At 58.0% G+C, this 14857-nt stretch carries 19 protein-coding genes and 1 tRNA gene; 14 read left to right on the top strand and 6 right to left on the bottom strand.

Annotated elements, in window-relative coordinates; all coding sequences use genetic code 11:
* Position 1: 1 nt before the first annotated feature.
* The gene (locus tag E5180_RS04240) at positions 2–460 is read left to right on the top strand and encodes a DNA polymerase III subunit chi (RefSeq protein WP_138923299.1); all 459 of its coding nucleotides are present in this window, start codon (positions 2–4) and stop codon (positions 458–460) included.
* A 17-nt stretch (positions 461–477) separates the two neighbouring features.
* Here the strand turns inward: E5180_RS04240 and E5180_RS04235 are convergent, their stop codons facing one another.
* Genes E5180_RS04235 through E5180_RS04225 form a run of 3 tightly spaced genes read right to left on the bottom strand, consistent with a single transcriptional unit; the run spans position 478 to position 3671 of the window.
* Positions 478–1062: a retropepsin-like aspartic protease family protein gene (locus E5180_RS04235; RefSeq protein ID WP_138923298.1), complete on the bottom strand. Its 585-nt coding sequence runs from the start codon at positions 1060–1062 to the stop codon at positions 478–480.
* A gap of 51 nt (positions 1063–1113) precedes the next feature.
* A complete protein-coding gene (locus tag E5180_RS04230) occupies positions 1114–1749 on the bottom strand; it encodes a MarC family protein (RefSeq protein WP_171048967.1) in 636 nt (211 codons plus the stop codon).
* A 59-nt stretch (positions 1750–1808) separates the two neighbouring features.
* On the bottom strand, positions 1809–3671 hold the full coding sequence (locus E5180_RS04225; RefSeq protein ID WP_171048895.1) for an ABC-F family ATP-binding cassette domain-containing protein: 1863 nt from the start codon (positions 3669–3671) through the stop codon (positions 1809–1811).
* Between the two features lie 104 nt (positions 3672–3775).
* Between E5180_RS04225 and ndk the strand changes: the two genes are divergently transcribed.
* Entirely contained in the window at positions 3776–4198 is a 423-nt protein-coding gene (gene ndk / locus E5180_RS04220; protein WP_093732261.1) for a nucleoside-diphosphate kinase, read from the top strand.
* Positions 4199–4271: 73 nt separating this feature from the next.
* Here ndk and E5180_RS04215 read toward each other — a convergent pair whose 3' ends face one another.
* Together E5180_RS04215 and E5180_RS04210 are read right to left on the bottom strand one after the other, a co-directional pair.
* The gene (locus E5180_RS04215; RefSeq protein WP_138923295.1) at positions 4272–4688 is read right to left on the bottom strand and encodes a DUF4112 domain-containing protein; all 417 of its coding nucleotides are present in this window, start codon (positions 4686–4688) and stop codon (positions 4272–4274) included.
* 78 nt (positions 4689–4766) lie between these two features.
* The gene (locus tag E5180_RS04210) at positions 4767–5093 is read right to left on the bottom strand and encodes a TfoX/Sxy family protein (protein WP_093732263.1); all 327 of its coding nucleotides are present in this window, start codon (positions 5091–5093) and stop codon (positions 4767–4769) included.
* Positions 5094–5470: 377 nt separating this feature from the next.
* On the opposite strand from E5180_RS04210, the gene E5180_RS04205 reads away from it, so the two are divergent.
* The 5 genes from E5180_RS04205 (at position 5471) to E5180_RS04185 (ending at position 8471) form a co-directional block, all read left to right on the top strand.
* On the top strand, positions 5471–5638 hold the full coding sequence (locus tag E5180_RS04205; RefSeq protein ID WP_254700527.1) for an RSP_7527 family protein: 168 nt from the start codon (positions 5471–5473) through the stop codon (positions 5636–5638).
* Between the two features lie 83 nt (positions 5639–5721).
* A complete protein-coding gene (locus E5180_RS04200) occupies positions 5722–5940 on the top strand; it encodes a DUF1127 domain-containing protein (protein WP_138923293.1) in 219 nt (72 codons plus the stop codon).
* Positions 5941–6261: 321 nt separating this feature from the next.
* Positions 6262–7014: an amino acid ABC transporter substrate-binding protein gene (locus E5180_RS04195; protein ID WP_138923292.1), complete on the top strand. Its 753-nt coding sequence runs from the start codon at positions 6262–6264 to the stop codon at positions 7012–7014.
* Positions 7015–7020: 6 nt separating this feature from the next.
* Positions 7021–7695 carry an amino acid ABC transporter permease gene (locus E5180_RS04190; RefSeq protein ID WP_138923291.1) on the top strand — a complete coding sequence of 225 codons (675 nt, stop codon included), beginning with the start codon at positions 7021–7023 and terminating at the stop codon, positions 7693–7695.
* Positions 7692–8471, top strand: coding sequence for an amino acid ABC transporter ATP-binding protein (locus E5180_RS04185; RefSeq protein ID WP_138923290.1), 780 nt, complete (start codon positions 7692–7694; stop codon positions 8469–8471). Before E5180_RS04190 ends, E5180_RS04185 begins: the two co-directional genes overlap by 4 nt.
* 172 nt (positions 8472–8643) lie before the next feature.
* Here E5180_RS04185 and E5180_RS04180 read toward each other — a convergent pair.
* Positions 8644–8733 (bottom strand) — tRNA-Ser (locus tag E5180_RS04180).
* 146 nt (positions 8734–8879) lie between these two features.
* On the opposite strand from E5180_RS04180, the gene E5180_RS04175 reads away from it, so the two are divergent.
* From E5180_RS04175 to proB, 7 genes are all read left to right on the top strand, one after another.
* Entirely contained in the window at positions 8880–9722 is an 843-nt protein-coding gene (locus tag E5180_RS04175; protein ID WP_138923289.1) for a DUF2059 domain-containing protein, read from the top strand.
* Between the two features lie 2 nt (positions 9723–9724).
* Positions 9725–10534 (top strand): hypothetical protein, encoded by an 810-nt coding sequence (locus E5180_RS04170; RefSeq protein WP_138923288.1) that lies wholly within the window; start codon positions 9725–9727, stop codon positions 10532–10534.
* A 223-nt stretch (positions 10535–10757) separates the two neighbouring features.
* Positions 10758–11471: a 50S ribosomal protein L21 gene (locus E5180_RS04165; protein WP_138923287.1), complete on the top strand. Its 714-nt coding sequence runs from the start codon at positions 10758–10760 to the stop codon at positions 11469–11471.
* 12 nt (positions 11472–11483) lie between these two features.
* Complete coding sequence (gene rpmA / locus E5180_RS04160) at positions 11484–11753, top strand: 50S ribosomal protein L27 (RefSeq protein WP_138923286.1); 270 nt, start codon at positions 11484–11486, stop codon at positions 11751–11753.
* Between the two features lie 398 nt (positions 11754–12151).
* A complete protein-coding gene (locus E5180_RS04150) occupies positions 12152–12688 on the top strand; it encodes a GNAT family N-acetyltransferase (protein ID WP_138923285.1) in 537 nt (178 codons plus the stop codon).
* A gap of 27 nt (positions 12689–12715) precedes the next feature.
* Complete coding sequence (gene obgE, locus E5180_RS04145; RefSeq protein ID WP_138923284.1) at positions 12716–13753, top strand: GTPase ObgE; 1038 nt, start codon at positions 12716–12718, stop codon at positions 13751–13753.
* Positions 13741–14850 (top strand): glutamate 5-kinase, encoded by a 1110-nt coding sequence (proB, locus tag E5180_RS04140; protein ID WP_138923283.1) that lies wholly within the window; start codon positions 13741–13743, stop codon positions 14848–14850. Before obgE ends, proB begins: the two co-directional genes overlap by 13 nt.
* Positions 14851–14857 lie beyond the last annotated feature (7 nt).

Here is a 14857-nt window from a genome sequence, read left to right as displayed (position 1 = left end):
GATGGGTGCCGCGTATTTCTACCATCTGACCCAGCGACCACTGGTCGAGACGCTGACCATGCTCTTGGGCAAGGCCCAAGGCGCTGGTTGGCGCGTGGCGGTACGTGGCACCGATCAAAACCTGCTTGAACAGCTGGATGTCGCCCTGTGGCGGGGGCCGGATGACGGGTTTTCACCGCATGGTTTGGCGGGCGGCCCCCATGATGCGGATCAGCCGGTGCTTTTGACCACCCAAAACGCTACGCCCAACCGTGCAACCTGTGTGTTTTCGATCCACGGAGCGCCCGTATCCGCCGAAGAAGTTGCCGCGCTGGACCGCGTTTGCATCCTGTTCGACGGGTTGGACGAGCACGCGTTGAACGTGGCCCGCGACCAATGGAAGTCTCTGAAGGCCGCGGGAGCATTGGCGCAATACTGGTCCGAAGAATCGGGCCGGTGGGAAAAAAAGGCAGAGACCTAAGGGCTTTACGCGCACAATTACCGCGTGAGGATTAGCTCTCCGTTGGTAATCTCGATCCGGCCCCAGCGTTGCAGATAGCCCATCCCGAGCAGCGATTGCCGCATCTCGCCCGCGTTGACGACAGCAGGCACATTGGTATCGCGCACGCCGCCCAGCTCAACCTCGGCCAGCCTGACATAGGCGGTGCGCACTTCGCCATTTGCGGTGCTGGCGCGCCCCAGATACTTCAGATCGTCTGGCTTTAGCCCCGCGGCCTCGGCATCTTTGCGGGTGAGCACCATATCGGTTGCGCCCGTATCCACAACAAAGCGCAGCGGCGTGCCATTGATCGTGGCGGTGAGATAATAATGACCGTCGCGCGCGCGCGGCAGGGTGACGCTGCCGGTTCCCGCCTGATAGCTTTGGCGCGGGATATCACCGCTGCGGCTGATATCGCCCCAAAGCCCGTATCCCGCTGCAACGCCGATGAAAATCATGGCCCAAACTGCGACCTGCTGGAGCGTTTTATTCACCCCCTGACGGCTTTGCATAAAGAACCAGCCCGCAACCATCGCCACGAGCAAAATCAGGTAGATCAAACGCCCTGTTTCAATATCCGGCATCATATATCCTTTGGCAGTCTTCCAAGAATATGGGGGCAGGGCATGGGAATGTCAGCCCGGCCCCGGCCCGAAACCAAAGGCGCTCAGGCCATCCAGCACGAATTGCACCGAAAGGGCGGCCAATAGCATCCCCAAAAGTCGCGTGATCACGTTGATCCCGACCTTGCCCAAGGCGTTTTCAAGATAGCCGCTGGCCTGCATGGTGATGCCCATGATGAGCAGCACGGCAAAGGTAATGGCGACCACGGTCGCCAACCCTTCGAGGCCCGGCTTCTCGCCCGTCAGCAGGATCACCGACGCGATAGAGCCGGGACCGGCGATCAACGGAATGGCCAACGGGAACACCGACGGATCGTCGTGGTCATCATCCGCTTCGGCATGGCCTTCGCGGCGTTTGGTCCGGCGATCGAACAACATATCAAGGGCTGTCAGGAAAAGCAGCACGCCCCCCGCCACCCGAAAGGCGGGCATGGAGATCCCGATGAACCCCAGCACGGCCTCGCCAAAGGCGGCAAAGACCAGCAAGATCAGTCCGGCAATGATAACCGAGCGCCATGCAACCATTCGCCGCTGGTGCGGGGTCATGCCGGGGGTCAGGGCCAGAAACATCGGGCCAATCGCAAAGGGGTCAATGATCACGATCATGGTCGCGAACGCCGTGATCATGAATGCCAGATCAAGTGCCATCATAAACTGCCACCGGGGCCAGCCCCCGTCCTTATACCTTTAGTGCCGGCCCCGTGTCTTCAGGCAGACGCGGTTTCCAGCTTTTCCAATGCGCCCATCCAGATCGCCTCTGCACGTTCAAGGGCGGCCATGACTTCGGCGTATTTCTTGTTCCAAACCTCAAGTTCGCCGACTTTTTCCTTTTCGTAAAGGGCAGGGTCCGCAAGCTTTTTAGCCAGTTTGTCACGCATATCGTTGATCTTGGTCACCCGCGCCTCGGCCGTACGTACTTCCGAGCGCAGGGCAAGGATGTCTTCGCGGTTGGCGCGTTTCGGTTTAGGGGCTTCCTTGGCCTGTTTGGCGTTCTTACTGACAGGCTTTTCAACGGTCAGCAGCATCTTGCGATACGCCTCGAGGTCATCCTCATAGGGCTGAACAGTGCCGTTCGACACAAGCCACAGACGGTCTGCCACCATCGACAAGAGGTGCATGTCGTGGCTGACAAGGATCACAGCGCCAGAATAGCGCGTCAGTGCCTCGACGAGCGCTTCGCGCGATTCGATATCAAGGTGGTTGGTCGGTTCATCGAGGATCAGCAGATGCGGTGCATCCAGCGTGGCCAGCAGCAGGGACAGACGTGCCTTTTGCCCACCCGACAGGCGACCGACTTCGGTATCGGCCTGATCCGGCCCCAGACCAAACCCGGCCAACTGCGCCCGCAGCTTTGATTGCATCACACCGGGGCGTGCGCTGATCATGTGCTGAAGCGGCGTTTCGTGAACGACCAGTTCATCCACTTGGTGCTGCGCAAAGAAACCGATCCGCAGCTTGCTCGAGTTGATCGCCTTGCCATCAAACAGCACCAGACGGTTGGACAGCAGCTTGGACAGCGTCGATTTACCCTGACCGTTTTTACCCAACAACGCGATACGATCGTCTTGGTCGATCCGCAGATTCAGGCGCGACAGCACAGGCTGGCCTTCGGTGTATCCGGTCGACCCGTTTTCAATGCTGATGATCGGTGGCGACAGCTCGTCAGGTTGCGGGAAGGTAAAGACCTTGCGCGCGGCTTCTTCCGGTGGCGTGATCGTCACCATCTTTTCGATGGCCTTCATCCGCGATTGGGCCTGTTTGGCCTTGGACGCCTTGGCCTTAAAGCGGTCAACGAACGCCTGCATGTGTTGTTTATGCGCCTGCTGCTTTTTCGCCTGCGCGGTCAGTTGTGCGCGCTTTTCGGCCCGCATTTTCGCGAATTGATCGTAATTACCCTGATAATACGTGAGCTTACGGTCTTCGAGGTGCAGGATGCCACCAACGGCGCGGTTCAGCAGACCACGGTCGTGGCTGATGATGATCACCGTATGCGGGTATTTCGACAGGTAGTTTTCCAGCCATAGCGCACCCTCGAGGTCGAGGTAGTTGGTCGGTTCGTCCAATAGCAGCAAATCGGGCTGCGCAAACAGAACCCCCGCAAGTGCCACGCGCATCCGCCAGCCGCCCGAATAGGCAGAGCAGGGTTGCTGCTGGTCATGATCGTCAAAGCCGAGGCCTTTGAGGATCGCGGCGGCACGGCCTTCGGCGGACCAGGCGTCGATATCGGCCAAACGGGTCTGCACCTCGGCGATGCGCGCGGGGTCGTCCGTTGTCTCAGCCTCGCGCATCAGCGCGGCGCGTTCCACATCGGCGGCCAGAACCGTTTCAATCAGCGACACGTCAGACGACGGCACCTCTTGAGCGATGCCACCGATCTTGGCACGCGAGGGCAAGCTGATGTCGCCTGCATCAAGTGACAGCTCTCCGCGAATGATTTTGAAAAGCGTGGTTTTACCCGCACCGTTTTGCCCGACGAGGCCCACTTTGTGGCCTTCGGGGATGACCGCACTGGCTTCCTCAAACAAGGGACGGCCTTCGACGGAATAGTTGATTTCTGAAATGCTTAACATGGACGCGGTGTGGACCATGTCTGGCCCCGCGTCAATCGCGGCTTTTCACGGGGGATGACCCATGCTAGGGAGCGGCCAAATCAACCCCACCTAGGAGAGCTATCATGGCCCTTGAGCGCACATTCTCGATCATCAAACCAGATGCAACACGCCGCAACCTGACCGGCAAAATCAACGCCAAATTCGAAGAAGCCGGCCTGCGCATCGTCGCACAAAAGCGTATTCACATGACCAAGGCCCAAGCGGGCGTCTTCTATGCTGTACACGCCGAGCGTCCTTTCTATGACGAACTGTGCGAATTCATGGCATCCGAGCCGGTTATCGTTCAGGTTCTTGAAGGTGAAGGCGCCATCGCGAAAAACCGCGAAGTTATGGGCGCAACAAACCCAGCCGACGCCGCAGCTGGCACCATCCGCGCAGAATTCGCTGAATCCGTTGGCGAGAACTCCGTTCACGGGTCCGATGCTCCAGAAACAGCCGCAGTAGAAATCGCGTATTTCTTCTCCGGTCTGGAACTGGTTGGCTAAGCCTTAACGGGTTTAGACCGATGAAAGGGGTCGCAGGAAACTGCGGCCCCTTTTTTATGCGGCGTGATTGGCATTAGCCTTTAAGGGTCGGGTGATGGGACGACAGCGCGCCATCGACAGGGCTGACCGTTTTCATCGGGGCCGTTTCCTCAAGGTGACGGTGCAAAAGATCGACGTTACGCGTGTTTGCCTTCCAACCGATGTCAAAGATATCACCGATCAAGGGGATTGCACCGATCGCAAGGTCGATGCCGACGTTCGCGCCCATGCGTGCCAAGACCGATCTGCTTGCGCCCATGCGATGCGCCTCTTTGACGATATAGCCCGCTGGTGCCAGCGCCAGAACATCGCCCACGCCGGGGATCAGGCCAAGGATACTGTCCCAGCCCAACCGGATGCCCAACAATGGCACGCGCAACGCGCTGTCCATCGTGCGGGCAAGACCGCGCAGGCGATCAAGATCGTGCTGAACATCAGGGGAATGGGGCATGGGGCAGGGTGTCCTGTTGGGGGTACTCTGCAGTATAACGCCGGTGAGGGCGGGGACGTTCCGACTAAGAGATCAAGCTCACGCTTCTCGGACACCGATGAGGTTCATCATCCGCTCGAACTCTGACTGGACCGGATCGTGCGCGCGGGCCTTGATCGCGTCGAATTTGACGCGCAGCGCCTTCTTTTCTTCGCCTTTGCAATCATTCCATGGGCGGCCTTGCAGCCCCATGACCAAGACATAATACCCGATGAAGTGCGGACGTTGCCCATTTTGCAGTAAACGCGCGTAGGCCGCATCGGCGCCAAGATCACGCAAGGCTTCGGCAGAATGAATGCCAGCTTTGGCGCAGCTTTGCTCGAACGCGGGGCCAAGATTACGGATTGAGGAAACAGGGTCAGTCATACCCGACTACCTATACCGTAGGCTGCGCTATGTCACTTTCAGATGCTGGCATAATCCGTAAATATCACCGGCTGGGGTTTTTCCTGCGCGGGCATGGGTGGGGCGGATTGCTGCGGCTGGTTCGGTTGCTTGGTCATGGGTCTTCTCCGGTTTGTGTTGGTCTCTCCGTTTCAGGGGCTACCAACGTTCGGGCGGCCCTATTGTTCAGTGTGAAGGTCAAAACTGCCGATACAAAGGCCGGATATGGGCCGTTATGGGGTAAAACTGTGCCATTTAAGCCATGCGTTTTTCGCATATCGACTATGGTTTGCACCTTTGCTGCACCGCCCACATATGACGATCACGGGCAACGAAGCCCTGAAATGGAAAGCTGGAAAATGAAAACCGAAGCTACATACAAAACCGCCACACCGGTCGAAGTCGACCGCCTGCTTGCCGAAGCCAATGCATTGCGTAGTGCCTATATCTCTGCCGCAGTCGCCAAAGCTTCGCGTAAGTTTACCGGCCTGTTCCGCACCGCACCCCGCGGCACGGTTGCAGCCTAAACCGCCAGCGCTTCGCTGACGGAACATACCAAACCGAATGCGGTGGATAGGCCGCCGCATAGACGTGAAAGAAAGAATAGAAAATGAGCTATACTTCCACATATACCGCCGCACCCGTTGCGGGTCTGATGCCCAAGCTGCGCATGTCGTTGAACGCATTCCGCGCCTACAGCGCCGATCAACGCGCCAAACGCCAGACCTTCCGCGAACTGTCGGCGATGAATGACCGAGACTTGGCAGATATCGGTGTTGCACGCGGCGAGATCCGCAATATTGCATCGCAAGCGGTTGCCCTGCGCTAAACCGTTCGTCTAAAGCCACAAGAATTTTCCCGCCGCAAAGTCCTCCCACTTTGCGGCGGTTTTATTTTGTCTGATCAAATGTTTACGGGGTGATTCTTGGCACCGGTAATTCCCCATATCGGCTGTCGTTTGACCCGATATCGTCCCCGAAAACCCCGTCCGCCGCTGCGCCCCCCAAAATAGCGTTTTGCAATCTCACCCCTTGCCAGAATTATATTCCTGACCAAGGATGAATGATACTATCGCGGACTTGCTTGCCGCAGCACCATTGAAGCGCGGCTGCGTCATGTTACCTCCTCATCAGAAGTAACGGAGAATATCATGATCAAACACGCCACACTCACCGCAATCGCCCTTGCTACCGGCGTCAGTGCTGCTCAGGCAGAGACGCTGAATGTCGGCATGTCGGGCGGGTACTTTCCCTTTACCTTTGTGAAGCTCGACGAGCTGCAGGGGTTCGAGGTCGATTTCATCAACGCTGTAGCCAAGGAAACCGGCGACGAGGTCAATTTCGTCACTATGTCGTTTTCCGGTCTGATCGGCGCGTTGGAATCCAACCGGATCGACACCATCGCCAACCAGATCACCATCACCCCCGAGCGCGAGGCGAAATTCGCCTTTTCGCAGCCTTACGTCTTTGACGGGGCGCAGATCGTGGTTAAGGCTGGCAACGAAGACACCATCGGCAGCGTTGAAGACCTGAGCGGGAAAACCGTTGCGGTCAACCTCGGCTCCAACTTTGAGGAGTTGTTGAACGAACTGCCAAATGCGGGCGAGATCGACATTCGCACCTATGAAAGCAACATCGCTCAGGACACAGCGCTTGGTCGGGTGGATGCCTTTGTCATGGACCGCGTCTCGTCCGGCCAGCTGATTGCTGAAAGCCCGCTGCCGCTGGCGCTGGCTGGCAAGCCTTTTAGCGAAATCCGAAATGCGCTGCCGTTCCGCAACGACGACGAAGGCAAAGCCCTGCGCGACCGGTTCGACGTAGCAATCACCAAGTTGAAAGAAGACGGCACCCTGACCGAGATTTCGGAAAAGTGGTTCGGCTCTGACATCACGACAGCCGAGTAAGCCAAGATGCGAGGGCTGGATTTCGAATACATGTGGGGCTTGCTGCCCGTGTTGCTGGGCTATGTCCCGCTGACGCTTTTTATGGCGTTTATCGGCATGGTCTGCGCATTGGTGCTGGCCTCTGCGCTCGCGGTAGAGCGGGTGTTCCGGATTCCGGTCCTCGACGTCTTTGTGCGGCTGTTCATCAGCTTTTTTCGCGGCACGCCGTTATTGGTGCAGTTGTTTCTATTTTATTACGGCTTGCCGCAAGTCCTGGGCTTTCTGGGGAATATTGACGGCGTCACCGCGACGATCATGGGGCTAACACTGCATTTCTCGGCCTATATGGCCGAAAGCATCCGTGCCGCTATTCTGGGCGTGGACCGCAGCCAGTGGGAAGCCGCGCAAGCGGTTGGGATGACCCAAGTTCAGATGATGCGACAGATCATTCTACCACAGGCATCACGCGTCGCCGCGCCGACGCTCGTGAACTACTTTATCGATATGATTAAAGGGACCTCGCTGGCCTTCACCCTTGGCGTGACAGAGCTGATGGGTGCGACCCAGAAAGAAGCAGCCGGCAGCTTCTTGTACTTCGAAGCCTTCCTCGTTGTCGCCGCGATCTACTGGGTGTTAGTCGAAACGCTGGCCTTTGCGCAGCGTCACTTAGAGGTCTATTTGAACAAGGCGCATGCGCGATGACGAAGACAATGAATATTCCAGAGACGGGCAGGGCGACAGGCGACGGAATAACCATCGCGGGCCTGAGCAAATCATTCGGCAGCACCACCGTGTTGAAAGACATCTCGCTTGATATCGCCCAAGGGGAACGGGTGGTGATCATCGGCCCGTCGGGCACGGGAAAATCTACCTTGTTGCGCTGCCTGAACTTTCTTGATGCACCCGACGCGGGCGTTATCCGCATCGGCGATATGTCCGTCGATGCCGCAACCGCGAAACGCCCCGACATTCTAGCGCTGCGCCGGCGGACTTCTTTCGTATTCCAGAACTATGCCCTGTTCGCCAACAAGACCGCACGCGAAAATATCACCCAAGCGTTGATCACCGTGCAAGGCTACAGCAAGGCTGACGCTAACGCGCGAGCCGACGCGACACTGCGCGAAACCGGCCTATCCGAGAAAGCTGACAGCTATCCGGCCGCCCTGTCCGGTGGCCAACAGCAACGCGTGGGTATCGGCCGCGCAATGGCGCTGGATGCAGACCTGATGCTATTTGACGAACCGACATCTGCGCTGGATCCAGAGTGGGTCGGCGAAGTGCTGGACCTGATGCGCCGCGTGGCCGAAAAACGCCAGACCATGCTGATTGTTACACACGAAATCCAGTTCGCACGCGAGATCGCCGACCGGATCATATTCATGGACGAAGGCCGCATCGTCGAACAAGGCACGCCGGCGGAGCTCATTGACGCGCCGAAAGATCCGCGCACCCAATCGTTCCTGCGCCGCGTGACCTAAAGGTTCGTTTTAATGCAGGTGACAAGCCGCGATTGCTAGGCAGAGTCCGGCTCAGTTAAGCTACGTTTTGCATCTGCCGGTTCGAGGTGAATGTTTCGGTGCACTGCTCATTAAACACAGAAACTGGTCTGCCGGCATAGGCCGACTGCGGGACCCTGCGAGTGTAGATGAATGGCGGAGAGACAGGGATTCGAACCCTGGGAACCCGTGAAGGCTCAACGGTTTTCGAGACCGCCCCGTTCGACCACTCCGGCACCTCTCCGCATCGGTGTGGTGCGTCCGTTTAGGATGGATTTTACGGGGTGGCAAGGGGGGCTAGGCCAGTTTTCGCGGACACGGGGAATTTCATTGCTGACAGATCAATTTTGCCTAAGGTCTTGGGTGGAATAACCTCAAAGGAATACCGCGATGCGCCGACTGACCCGTTTACCGTTAACTTTATGTTTTGGATTAGCGGTCATGATCGCCGTGATTGCACCGATGGCGCGGGCTGCCGACAGGGAAAGGGTCGATGCATTTCTGGAAGTTACCGGGTTTGACGTCGCGCTTGAAAGCATCCGGCTGTCTGCTGATTCCGCGCCACAGATGCTGGGTATCAATGCGGATGCCTTTGGCTCTGAATGGTCACGATTGGTACGCGAGGTTTTTGAGACGGATTTGATGCTTGATATGGGGGCGGGCATACTTGCACAGGCTTTGAGCGATGAGGCACTGGACCACGCGTCCAACTTCTATGCTACCGATCTGGGGAAGCGGTTGGTCGCGGCTGAAAACGCCTCTCATATGGAGGAAGACGATGCTGCGAAGTCCGAAGCGGGCGATGCGATTCTGAATGGATTGCGCGGGATTAATTCTCCGCGTGTTGAATTATTGTCGCGCCTGAATGGTGCCAGCGATGTGGAGGAAAGCTCCATAAGGGCACTCCAAGAAGTGCAGGTCAGATTCCTGATGGCAGCGGCCGGCGCGGGGGTTATCGACCTACAGATGGAAGAGCCTGACCTGCGCGAAGCGATGCGCGCGCAGGAACCCGAGATGCGTGCCTCTATCAATGAGAATGCGTTGGCGGGGGCGGCCTATACCTATCAGGCATTTTCGGATGAAGAGGTGCTGGCCTATGCAAAAGCCCTTGAAGACCCACAGATGCAGGAAGTTTATGCGCTGATGAATGCTGTGCAGTTTGAAATCATGGCGAACAGGTACGAACAGGTCGCGCAACGGCTGGGCAATATGCAACCCAGTCAGGACTTGTAATCATGCGGGCGTTTATTGTTGCGGTCGGCCTGTGGCTGCTGGCGCTGCCGGTTTGGGCAGATGCCCGAACCACGGTGCTGGTAGATGTGCTGCGCCTTGGCGAGCTGGCTGAAATCTTGCAGCGCGAGGGACTAGAGAACGCTGAACAGCTGGACAGTGACATGCTGGGCGGGCAGGGCGGACCGGGCTGGGAGCTTCAGGTGCGCGCAATTTATAGTCCGGAACGGATCGTTGAAACCGTTCGCACGGCGCTGGAGGTTGCTTTGGTGGGACAAGAGCGCGAAGATGTCATCAGCTTTTTCGCGCAAGGTACCGGCGCGCAGATCATCGCCCTAGAAAACGAAGCGCGGGCTGCAATCACCGACCCGGAAATCGAAGAGGCTGCGCGCGCGCGGTTTTCTGATCTGGACGGGACCGCGGACGCCCGCCTTGCGCAGATCACCGCATTGATCGACAGCGGCGACATGGTCGAACGGAATGTCGCTGCGGCGATGAACTCCAACTTTCAGTTCATGCGGGGTATGTCCGAGGGTGACGCCCTGCAAATGACGGAGACCGAGATGCTAGCCGACGTCACGCAGCAGCATGACGCGGTCACAGAAGACACCCGCAGTTGGCTGTACAGCTACCTGGCTTTGGCCTATTCTCCGTTGGAGGATGACGCTCTTGAACGCTACATCGCATTTTCGAAAACCGATGCTGGGCGCAGCCTGAACCGCGCCTTGTTTGACGGGTTCGGAGCAGCTTACGAGGACGTTTCCTATGCCCTTGGGCGTGCCGTGGCGCTGAACATGGTCGCCGAAGAACTATAGCCCCTCACGACGCCGCGCCAATATATCCCCGGCGGGCCGCTGTGGCACTTGACATCAGGGGGGCGGTGCATCATACGGCAAGCCTCAACCTAAGGGTGCCCGTTTCGGGTGCCTTTGTTATTTCATGAACATCCCGAAATGGGATGCGCTGTCCGAGGTGGGCCAAGGCCCGACGAACTCCCGAATGGGGACCACAGGATGCGGAAACAGTAAAGGAAGACGCATGTTTGCGGTCATCAAGACAGGCGGCAAGCAGTACAAAGTTCAATCCGGCGATATGCTTCGGGTAGAACGTTTGGCTGCTGACGCGGGCGAAACAGTCCAATTCAACGAAGTTCTCATGCTGGGTGGCGATTCCCCCAAGCTAGGCGCACCTTTGGTTACAGGCGCCGGCGTACAAGCCGAAGTCGTCGATCAGATCAAAGGCGAGAAAGTTATTCACTTCGTCAAGCGTCGCCGGAAGCACTCCTCCAAGCGCACCAAGGGCCACCGTCAAAAACTGACGCTGGTTAAAATCGGCGAGATCTTGTCGTCCGGCGCGGATAAATCCGACGTCAAAGCGGCAATCGGTACCGGTTCCGTGAGCGCCTCTGCCGTGGCTGCCATGGAAGAGCGTTATGCGCTGAACAAAAGCGATCAGGCCGAAATGGCCAAGCGCGTGAAGAACAACCAAGCCGAAGAAAAATCGGCTAAGCCTGTCAAGGCGAAGAAGGCCAAAGCTGCCCCTGCAGCTGAAGGTTCCGACGATCTGAGCAAGATCTCGGGCGTTGGTCCGGTTATCGTTGGCAAGCTGAACGGTGAAGGCATCACAACCTTCGCACAGATCGCTGCTTGGACAGACGCTGACGTCGAAGCTATCGAAGAGAAACTGTCGTTCAAAGGTCGCGTCGGTCGTGAAGACTGGATCGCACAGGCCAAAGAACTCGCAAAAGGCTAAGGAGAGACACCAATGGCACATAAAAAAGCAGGCGGCTCATCCCGTAACGGCCGCGACTCAGCAGGTCGTCGTCTTGGCGTGAAGAAATATGGCGGCGAAGCTGTCATTCCCGGCAACATCCTAGTGCGCCAGCGCGGTACAAAGTACTGGCCGGCTCAAGGCGTTGGCATGGGCAAGGATCACACGATCTTTGCTGTCGTCGACGGCAAGGTTCAGTTCCACAAAGGGCTGAAGAACCGGATGTTTATTTCGGTCCTGCCAGTGGCGGAAGCCGCAGAGTAAGCCGCGCCCGAGAGGTCTAAAAATTTAGGGATCGGCGGAAACGCCGGTCCCTTTTCTTTTCCATCGCCCAGTGTTCTTCTATTAGGGAAGGCCGTTGTGTCAGGATCGGATTGCCCCGCCTTGAATGGCAGGATTATCAGTCTGCGTTCGGGCTGCTGCGGTGCGTCAAGCCATACGAAAGACACGGTCAACCGCTCTGCACTGACATCTTTTAGTGCTTTGCCGCAAAGGAAGCTCGGTTTCGGCAAACTGGGAAATCAGGCTTGAGTGGCTGATACATCAAGGCTGCGAGGGACGGTGCTTGGACACCGTTGGGAGAGACGATATTTGAGATGGACACTGGCCGCGCTGACGGTGGCCCCTGTCTTGTTCGTGCCGTTCGGAGGAGGAACATAGCGATGGAAGATTTAACAATGTCGCAACAGCAAGTGATTGCAACAGAACGGTTTGACCTGCGCCCTGTGCGTCTTTCGGATCGTGGCATGATTGAACATTACGCCAGCGATCCACGGGTTGCGATGCGCACCGCCTCTATTCCGCACCCGCTGCCGCCGGGGGTGATCGAAAGCTATGTAACACGCGCGACCAGCACGCCGCGAACCGAAGATGTTTGGGTGATGGACGGGCTGAAAACCGGTGGTTCCGAGGTAATGGGCGTCATTTCCCTGATCCGAATGGACCGAGACCAATCCGAAGTTGGATATTGGGTGGCCCCTGCGTTCTGGAATACGCATCTGGCCTCCGAAGCCGTGCAGGCGCTGGTACAAGCCAACCCGCTGCACAACCAAAATATGTTTGCCTCGGTGTTTCGCGACAACCCTGCGTCTGCCAAAGTGTTGACAAATGCGGGCTTCCGCTATCTTGGCAATGCTGAAACCTATTGTCTGGCCCGCGAGACCTGCGTACCTACCTGGACGTATAGCTGCAAACTATGACCACACGTGCCCCGAAAGGCCTTTTAGATGAAGTTTCTTGACCTGTGCAAAGTCTACATCCGCTCTGGCGGAGGCGGGGGCGGTTGCGTGTCTTTCCGGCGCGAAAAATACATCGAATATGGTGGCCCTGATGGTGGCGACGGCGGGTCTGGTGGCTCTGTCTGGGCCGAGGCCGTCGACGGGCTGAACACGCTGATCGACTTTCGCTACCAGCAACACTTCTTTGCCAAGAACGGCCAGCCCGGCATGGGCAAACAGCGCACCGGCAAAGATGGGGACGATATTATCCTCCGCGTGCCCGTAGGGACCGAGATCCTCGACGAGGATCAGGAGACCGTACTGGTGGACATGACAGAGCTTGGCCAACGGGTTGAACTGGCGCGCGGTGGGAACGGCGGCTGGGGTAACCTGCACTTCAAATCAGCTACGAACCAAGCACCCCGTCGCGCGAACCCCGGTCAGGAGGGGGTTGAACGTACCGTTTGGCTGCGGCTCAAGCTGATCGCGGATGTGGGACTATTGGGTCTGCCGAACGCGGGCAAATCGACCTTCCTTGCCGCCACATCCAACGCGCGACCAAAGATCGCGGATTATCCCTTTACCACGCTGCATCCTAACTTGGGCGTTGTCGGGGTGGATAACACCGAATTCGTCGTTGCCGATATTCCCGGCTTGATCGAGGGCGCATCCGAAGGGCGGGGTCTGGGTGATCTGTTCTTGGGCCATGTCGAACGCTGCGCGGTGCTGTTGCACCTGATCGACGGCACCTCCGACACCGTTGCCGAAGACTACCGGACCATCATCAATGAACTCGAAGCCTATGGCGGCGAGCTAGCGGATAAACCTCGTATCACAGTGCTGAACAAGATTGATGCACTGGACGAAGATGATCGCGTAACCGCCCGGGAAGAATTGGAAAAAGCCTGCGGAGGCGAGGTTATGATGATGTCTGGCGTCGCCCGCGAAGGGGTCATCGAGGTCCTGCGCGCACTGCGTGGCCAGATTGACGACGACCGGCTACGTTTCCGCACCGAAGACGAAGAAGAGGCACCTTGGCAGCCTTAAGCGACGGCAATCGTATTGTTGTAAAAATCGGCTCTGCGCTTTTGGTAGATCGCGCAACCGGGCAGCTGCGCTCTGACTGGCTGCAAAGTCTGGCGCAGGATGTGGCGTGGCTCAAGGGGCAGGGCAAGGACGTGGTGCTGGTGTCTTCTGGCTCGATCGCTTTGGGGCGGGGAGTGCTTGGGCTGCCCGCCACCACGCTCGCGCTCGAGCAATCACAGGCCGCTGCCGCTGTCGGGCAAATCCGCCTTGCCCGCGCTTACGAAGAAGCGCTGGAGCCCTACGGGATCACCGCAGCACAGGTGCTTGTCACCCTCGAAGACAGCGCGGACCGTCGGCGGTATCTCAACAGCCGGGCCACGATGGAACAGCTGTTGTCCATGGGCGCGGTGCCGATCGTCAATGAAAACGACACTGTCGCAACGGATGAGATCCGCTTTGGCGACAACGACCGGCTCGCAGCCCAAATTGCCGTGACCGTCGCTGCGGACCGTCTGATCCTGCTTTCCGACGTTGATGGCTTTTATTCGGCCAACCCCAACGACGACCCCGACGCCATCCGCTATGATGTCATCAGCACAATTACCCCAGAAATCGAAGCGCAGGCAGGTGACGCGGGCTCGGGCCTGTCCAAAGGTGGCATGAAGACAAAGCTGATGGCCGCAAAAACCGCCACGGCCGCGGGCTGCGCCATGGCGATATCCGAAGGGTCACCCTTGCGGCCCTTGCTGGCGCTGGAAAACGGTGCGAACGCGACGTGGTTCACCGCGCAATCTGACCCACAAACTGCGCGTAAACAATGGATTACGGCGATCAAACCCCGCGGCAGTGTCACATTAGATGCAGGCGCTGTCGCCGCCATGTCCAAGGGCAAATCGCTTTTGCCAGCGGGGGTGACCGCTGTCGCCGGCCCGTTCGGGCGCGGCGATTCCGTGGCGCTTTTGGACCCCGACGGGCGTCCCATCGGGCACGGGCTGACGCGGTATACCTCGGCTGAAGCAACATTAATCAAGGGGCGGCAATCCTCTGAAATCGAAGAAATATTAGGCGCGCCGGGGCGTGCTGCGTTGATCCACCGGGATGATCTTGCGCTTTCCTAACGTCCAA

It is taken from the genome of Sulfitobacter sp. BSw21498 (assembly GCF_006064855.1).
Taxonomy (GTDB): Bacteria; Pseudomonadota; Alphaproteobacteria; order Rhodobacterales; family Rhodobacteraceae; genus Sulfitobacter.
The sequence above is the reverse complement of the archived record's forward strand: the minus strand, read 5'-3'. Positions and strand labels throughout refer to the sequence as shown.

Bases quoted from the DNA above. Each gene is read 5' to 3' on its own strand.
- E5180_RS04240 (WP_138923299.1), top strand. From the start codon at position 2: ATGGGTGCCGCGTATTTCTACCATCTGACCCAGCGACCACTGGTCGAG.
- E5180_RS04235 (WP_138923298.1), bottom strand. From the start codon at position 1,062: ATGCCGGATATTGAAACAGGGCGTTTGATCTACCTGATTTTGCTCGTG.
- E5180_RS04230 (WP_171048967.1), bottom strand. From the start codon at position 1,749: ATGGCACTTGATCTGGCATTCATGATCACGGCGTTCGCGACCATGATC.
- E5180_RS04225 (WP_171048895.1), bottom strand. From the start codon at position 3,671: ATGTTAAGCATTTCAGAAATCAACTATTCCGTCGAAGGCCGTCCCTTG.
- ndk (WP_093732261.1), top strand. From the start codon at position 3,776: ATGGCCCTTGAGCGCACATTCTCGATCATCAAACCAGATGCAACACGC.
- E5180_RS04215 (WP_138923295.1), bottom strand. From the start codon at position 4,688: ATGCCCCATTCCCCTGATGTTCAGCACGATCTTGATCGCCTGCGCGGT.
- E5180_RS04210 (WP_093732263.1), bottom strand. From the start codon at position 5,093: ATGACTGACCCTGTTTCCTCAATCCGTAATCTTGGCCCCGCGTTCGAG.
- E5180_RS04205 (WP_254700527.1), top strand. From the start codon at position 5,471: ATGAAAACCGAAGCTACATACAAAACCGCCACACCGGTCGAAGTCGAC.
- E5180_RS04200 (WP_138923293.1), top strand. From the start codon at position 5,722: ATGAGCTATACTTCCACATATACCGCCGCACCCGTTGCGGGTCTGATG.
- E5180_RS04195 (WP_138923292.1), top strand. From the start codon at position 6,262: ATGATCAAACACGCCACACTCACCGCAATCGCCCTTGCTACCGGCGTC.
- E5180_RS04190 (WP_138923291.1), top strand. From the start codon at position 7,021: ATGCGAGGGCTGGATTTCGAATACATGTGGGGCTTGCTGCCCGTGTTG.
- E5180_RS04185 (WP_138923290.1), top strand. From the start codon at position 7,692: ATGACGAAGACAATGAATATTCCAGAGACGGGCAGGGCGACAGGCGAC.
- E5180_RS04175 (WP_138923289.1), top strand. From the start codon at position 8,880: ATGCGCCGACTGACCCGTTTACCGTTAACTTTATGTTTTGGATTAGCG.
- E5180_RS04170 (WP_138923288.1), top strand. From the start codon at position 9,725: ATGCGGGCGTTTATTGTTGCGGTCGGCCTGTGGCTGCTGGCGCTGCCG.
- E5180_RS04165 (WP_138923287.1), top strand. From the start codon at position 10,758: ATGTTTGCGGTCATCAAGACAGGCGGCAAGCAGTACAAAGTTCAATCC.
- rpmA (WP_138923286.1), top strand. From the start codon at position 11,484: ATGGCACATAAAAAAGCAGGCGGCTCATCCCGTAACGGCCGCGACTCA.
- E5180_RS04150 (WP_138923285.1), top strand. From the start codon at position 12,152: ATGGAAGATTTAACAATGTCGCAACAGCAAGTGATTGCAACAGAACGG.
- obgE (WP_138923284.1), top strand. From the start codon at position 12,716: ATGAAGTTTCTTGACCTGTGCAAAGTCTACATCCGCTCTGGCGGAGGC.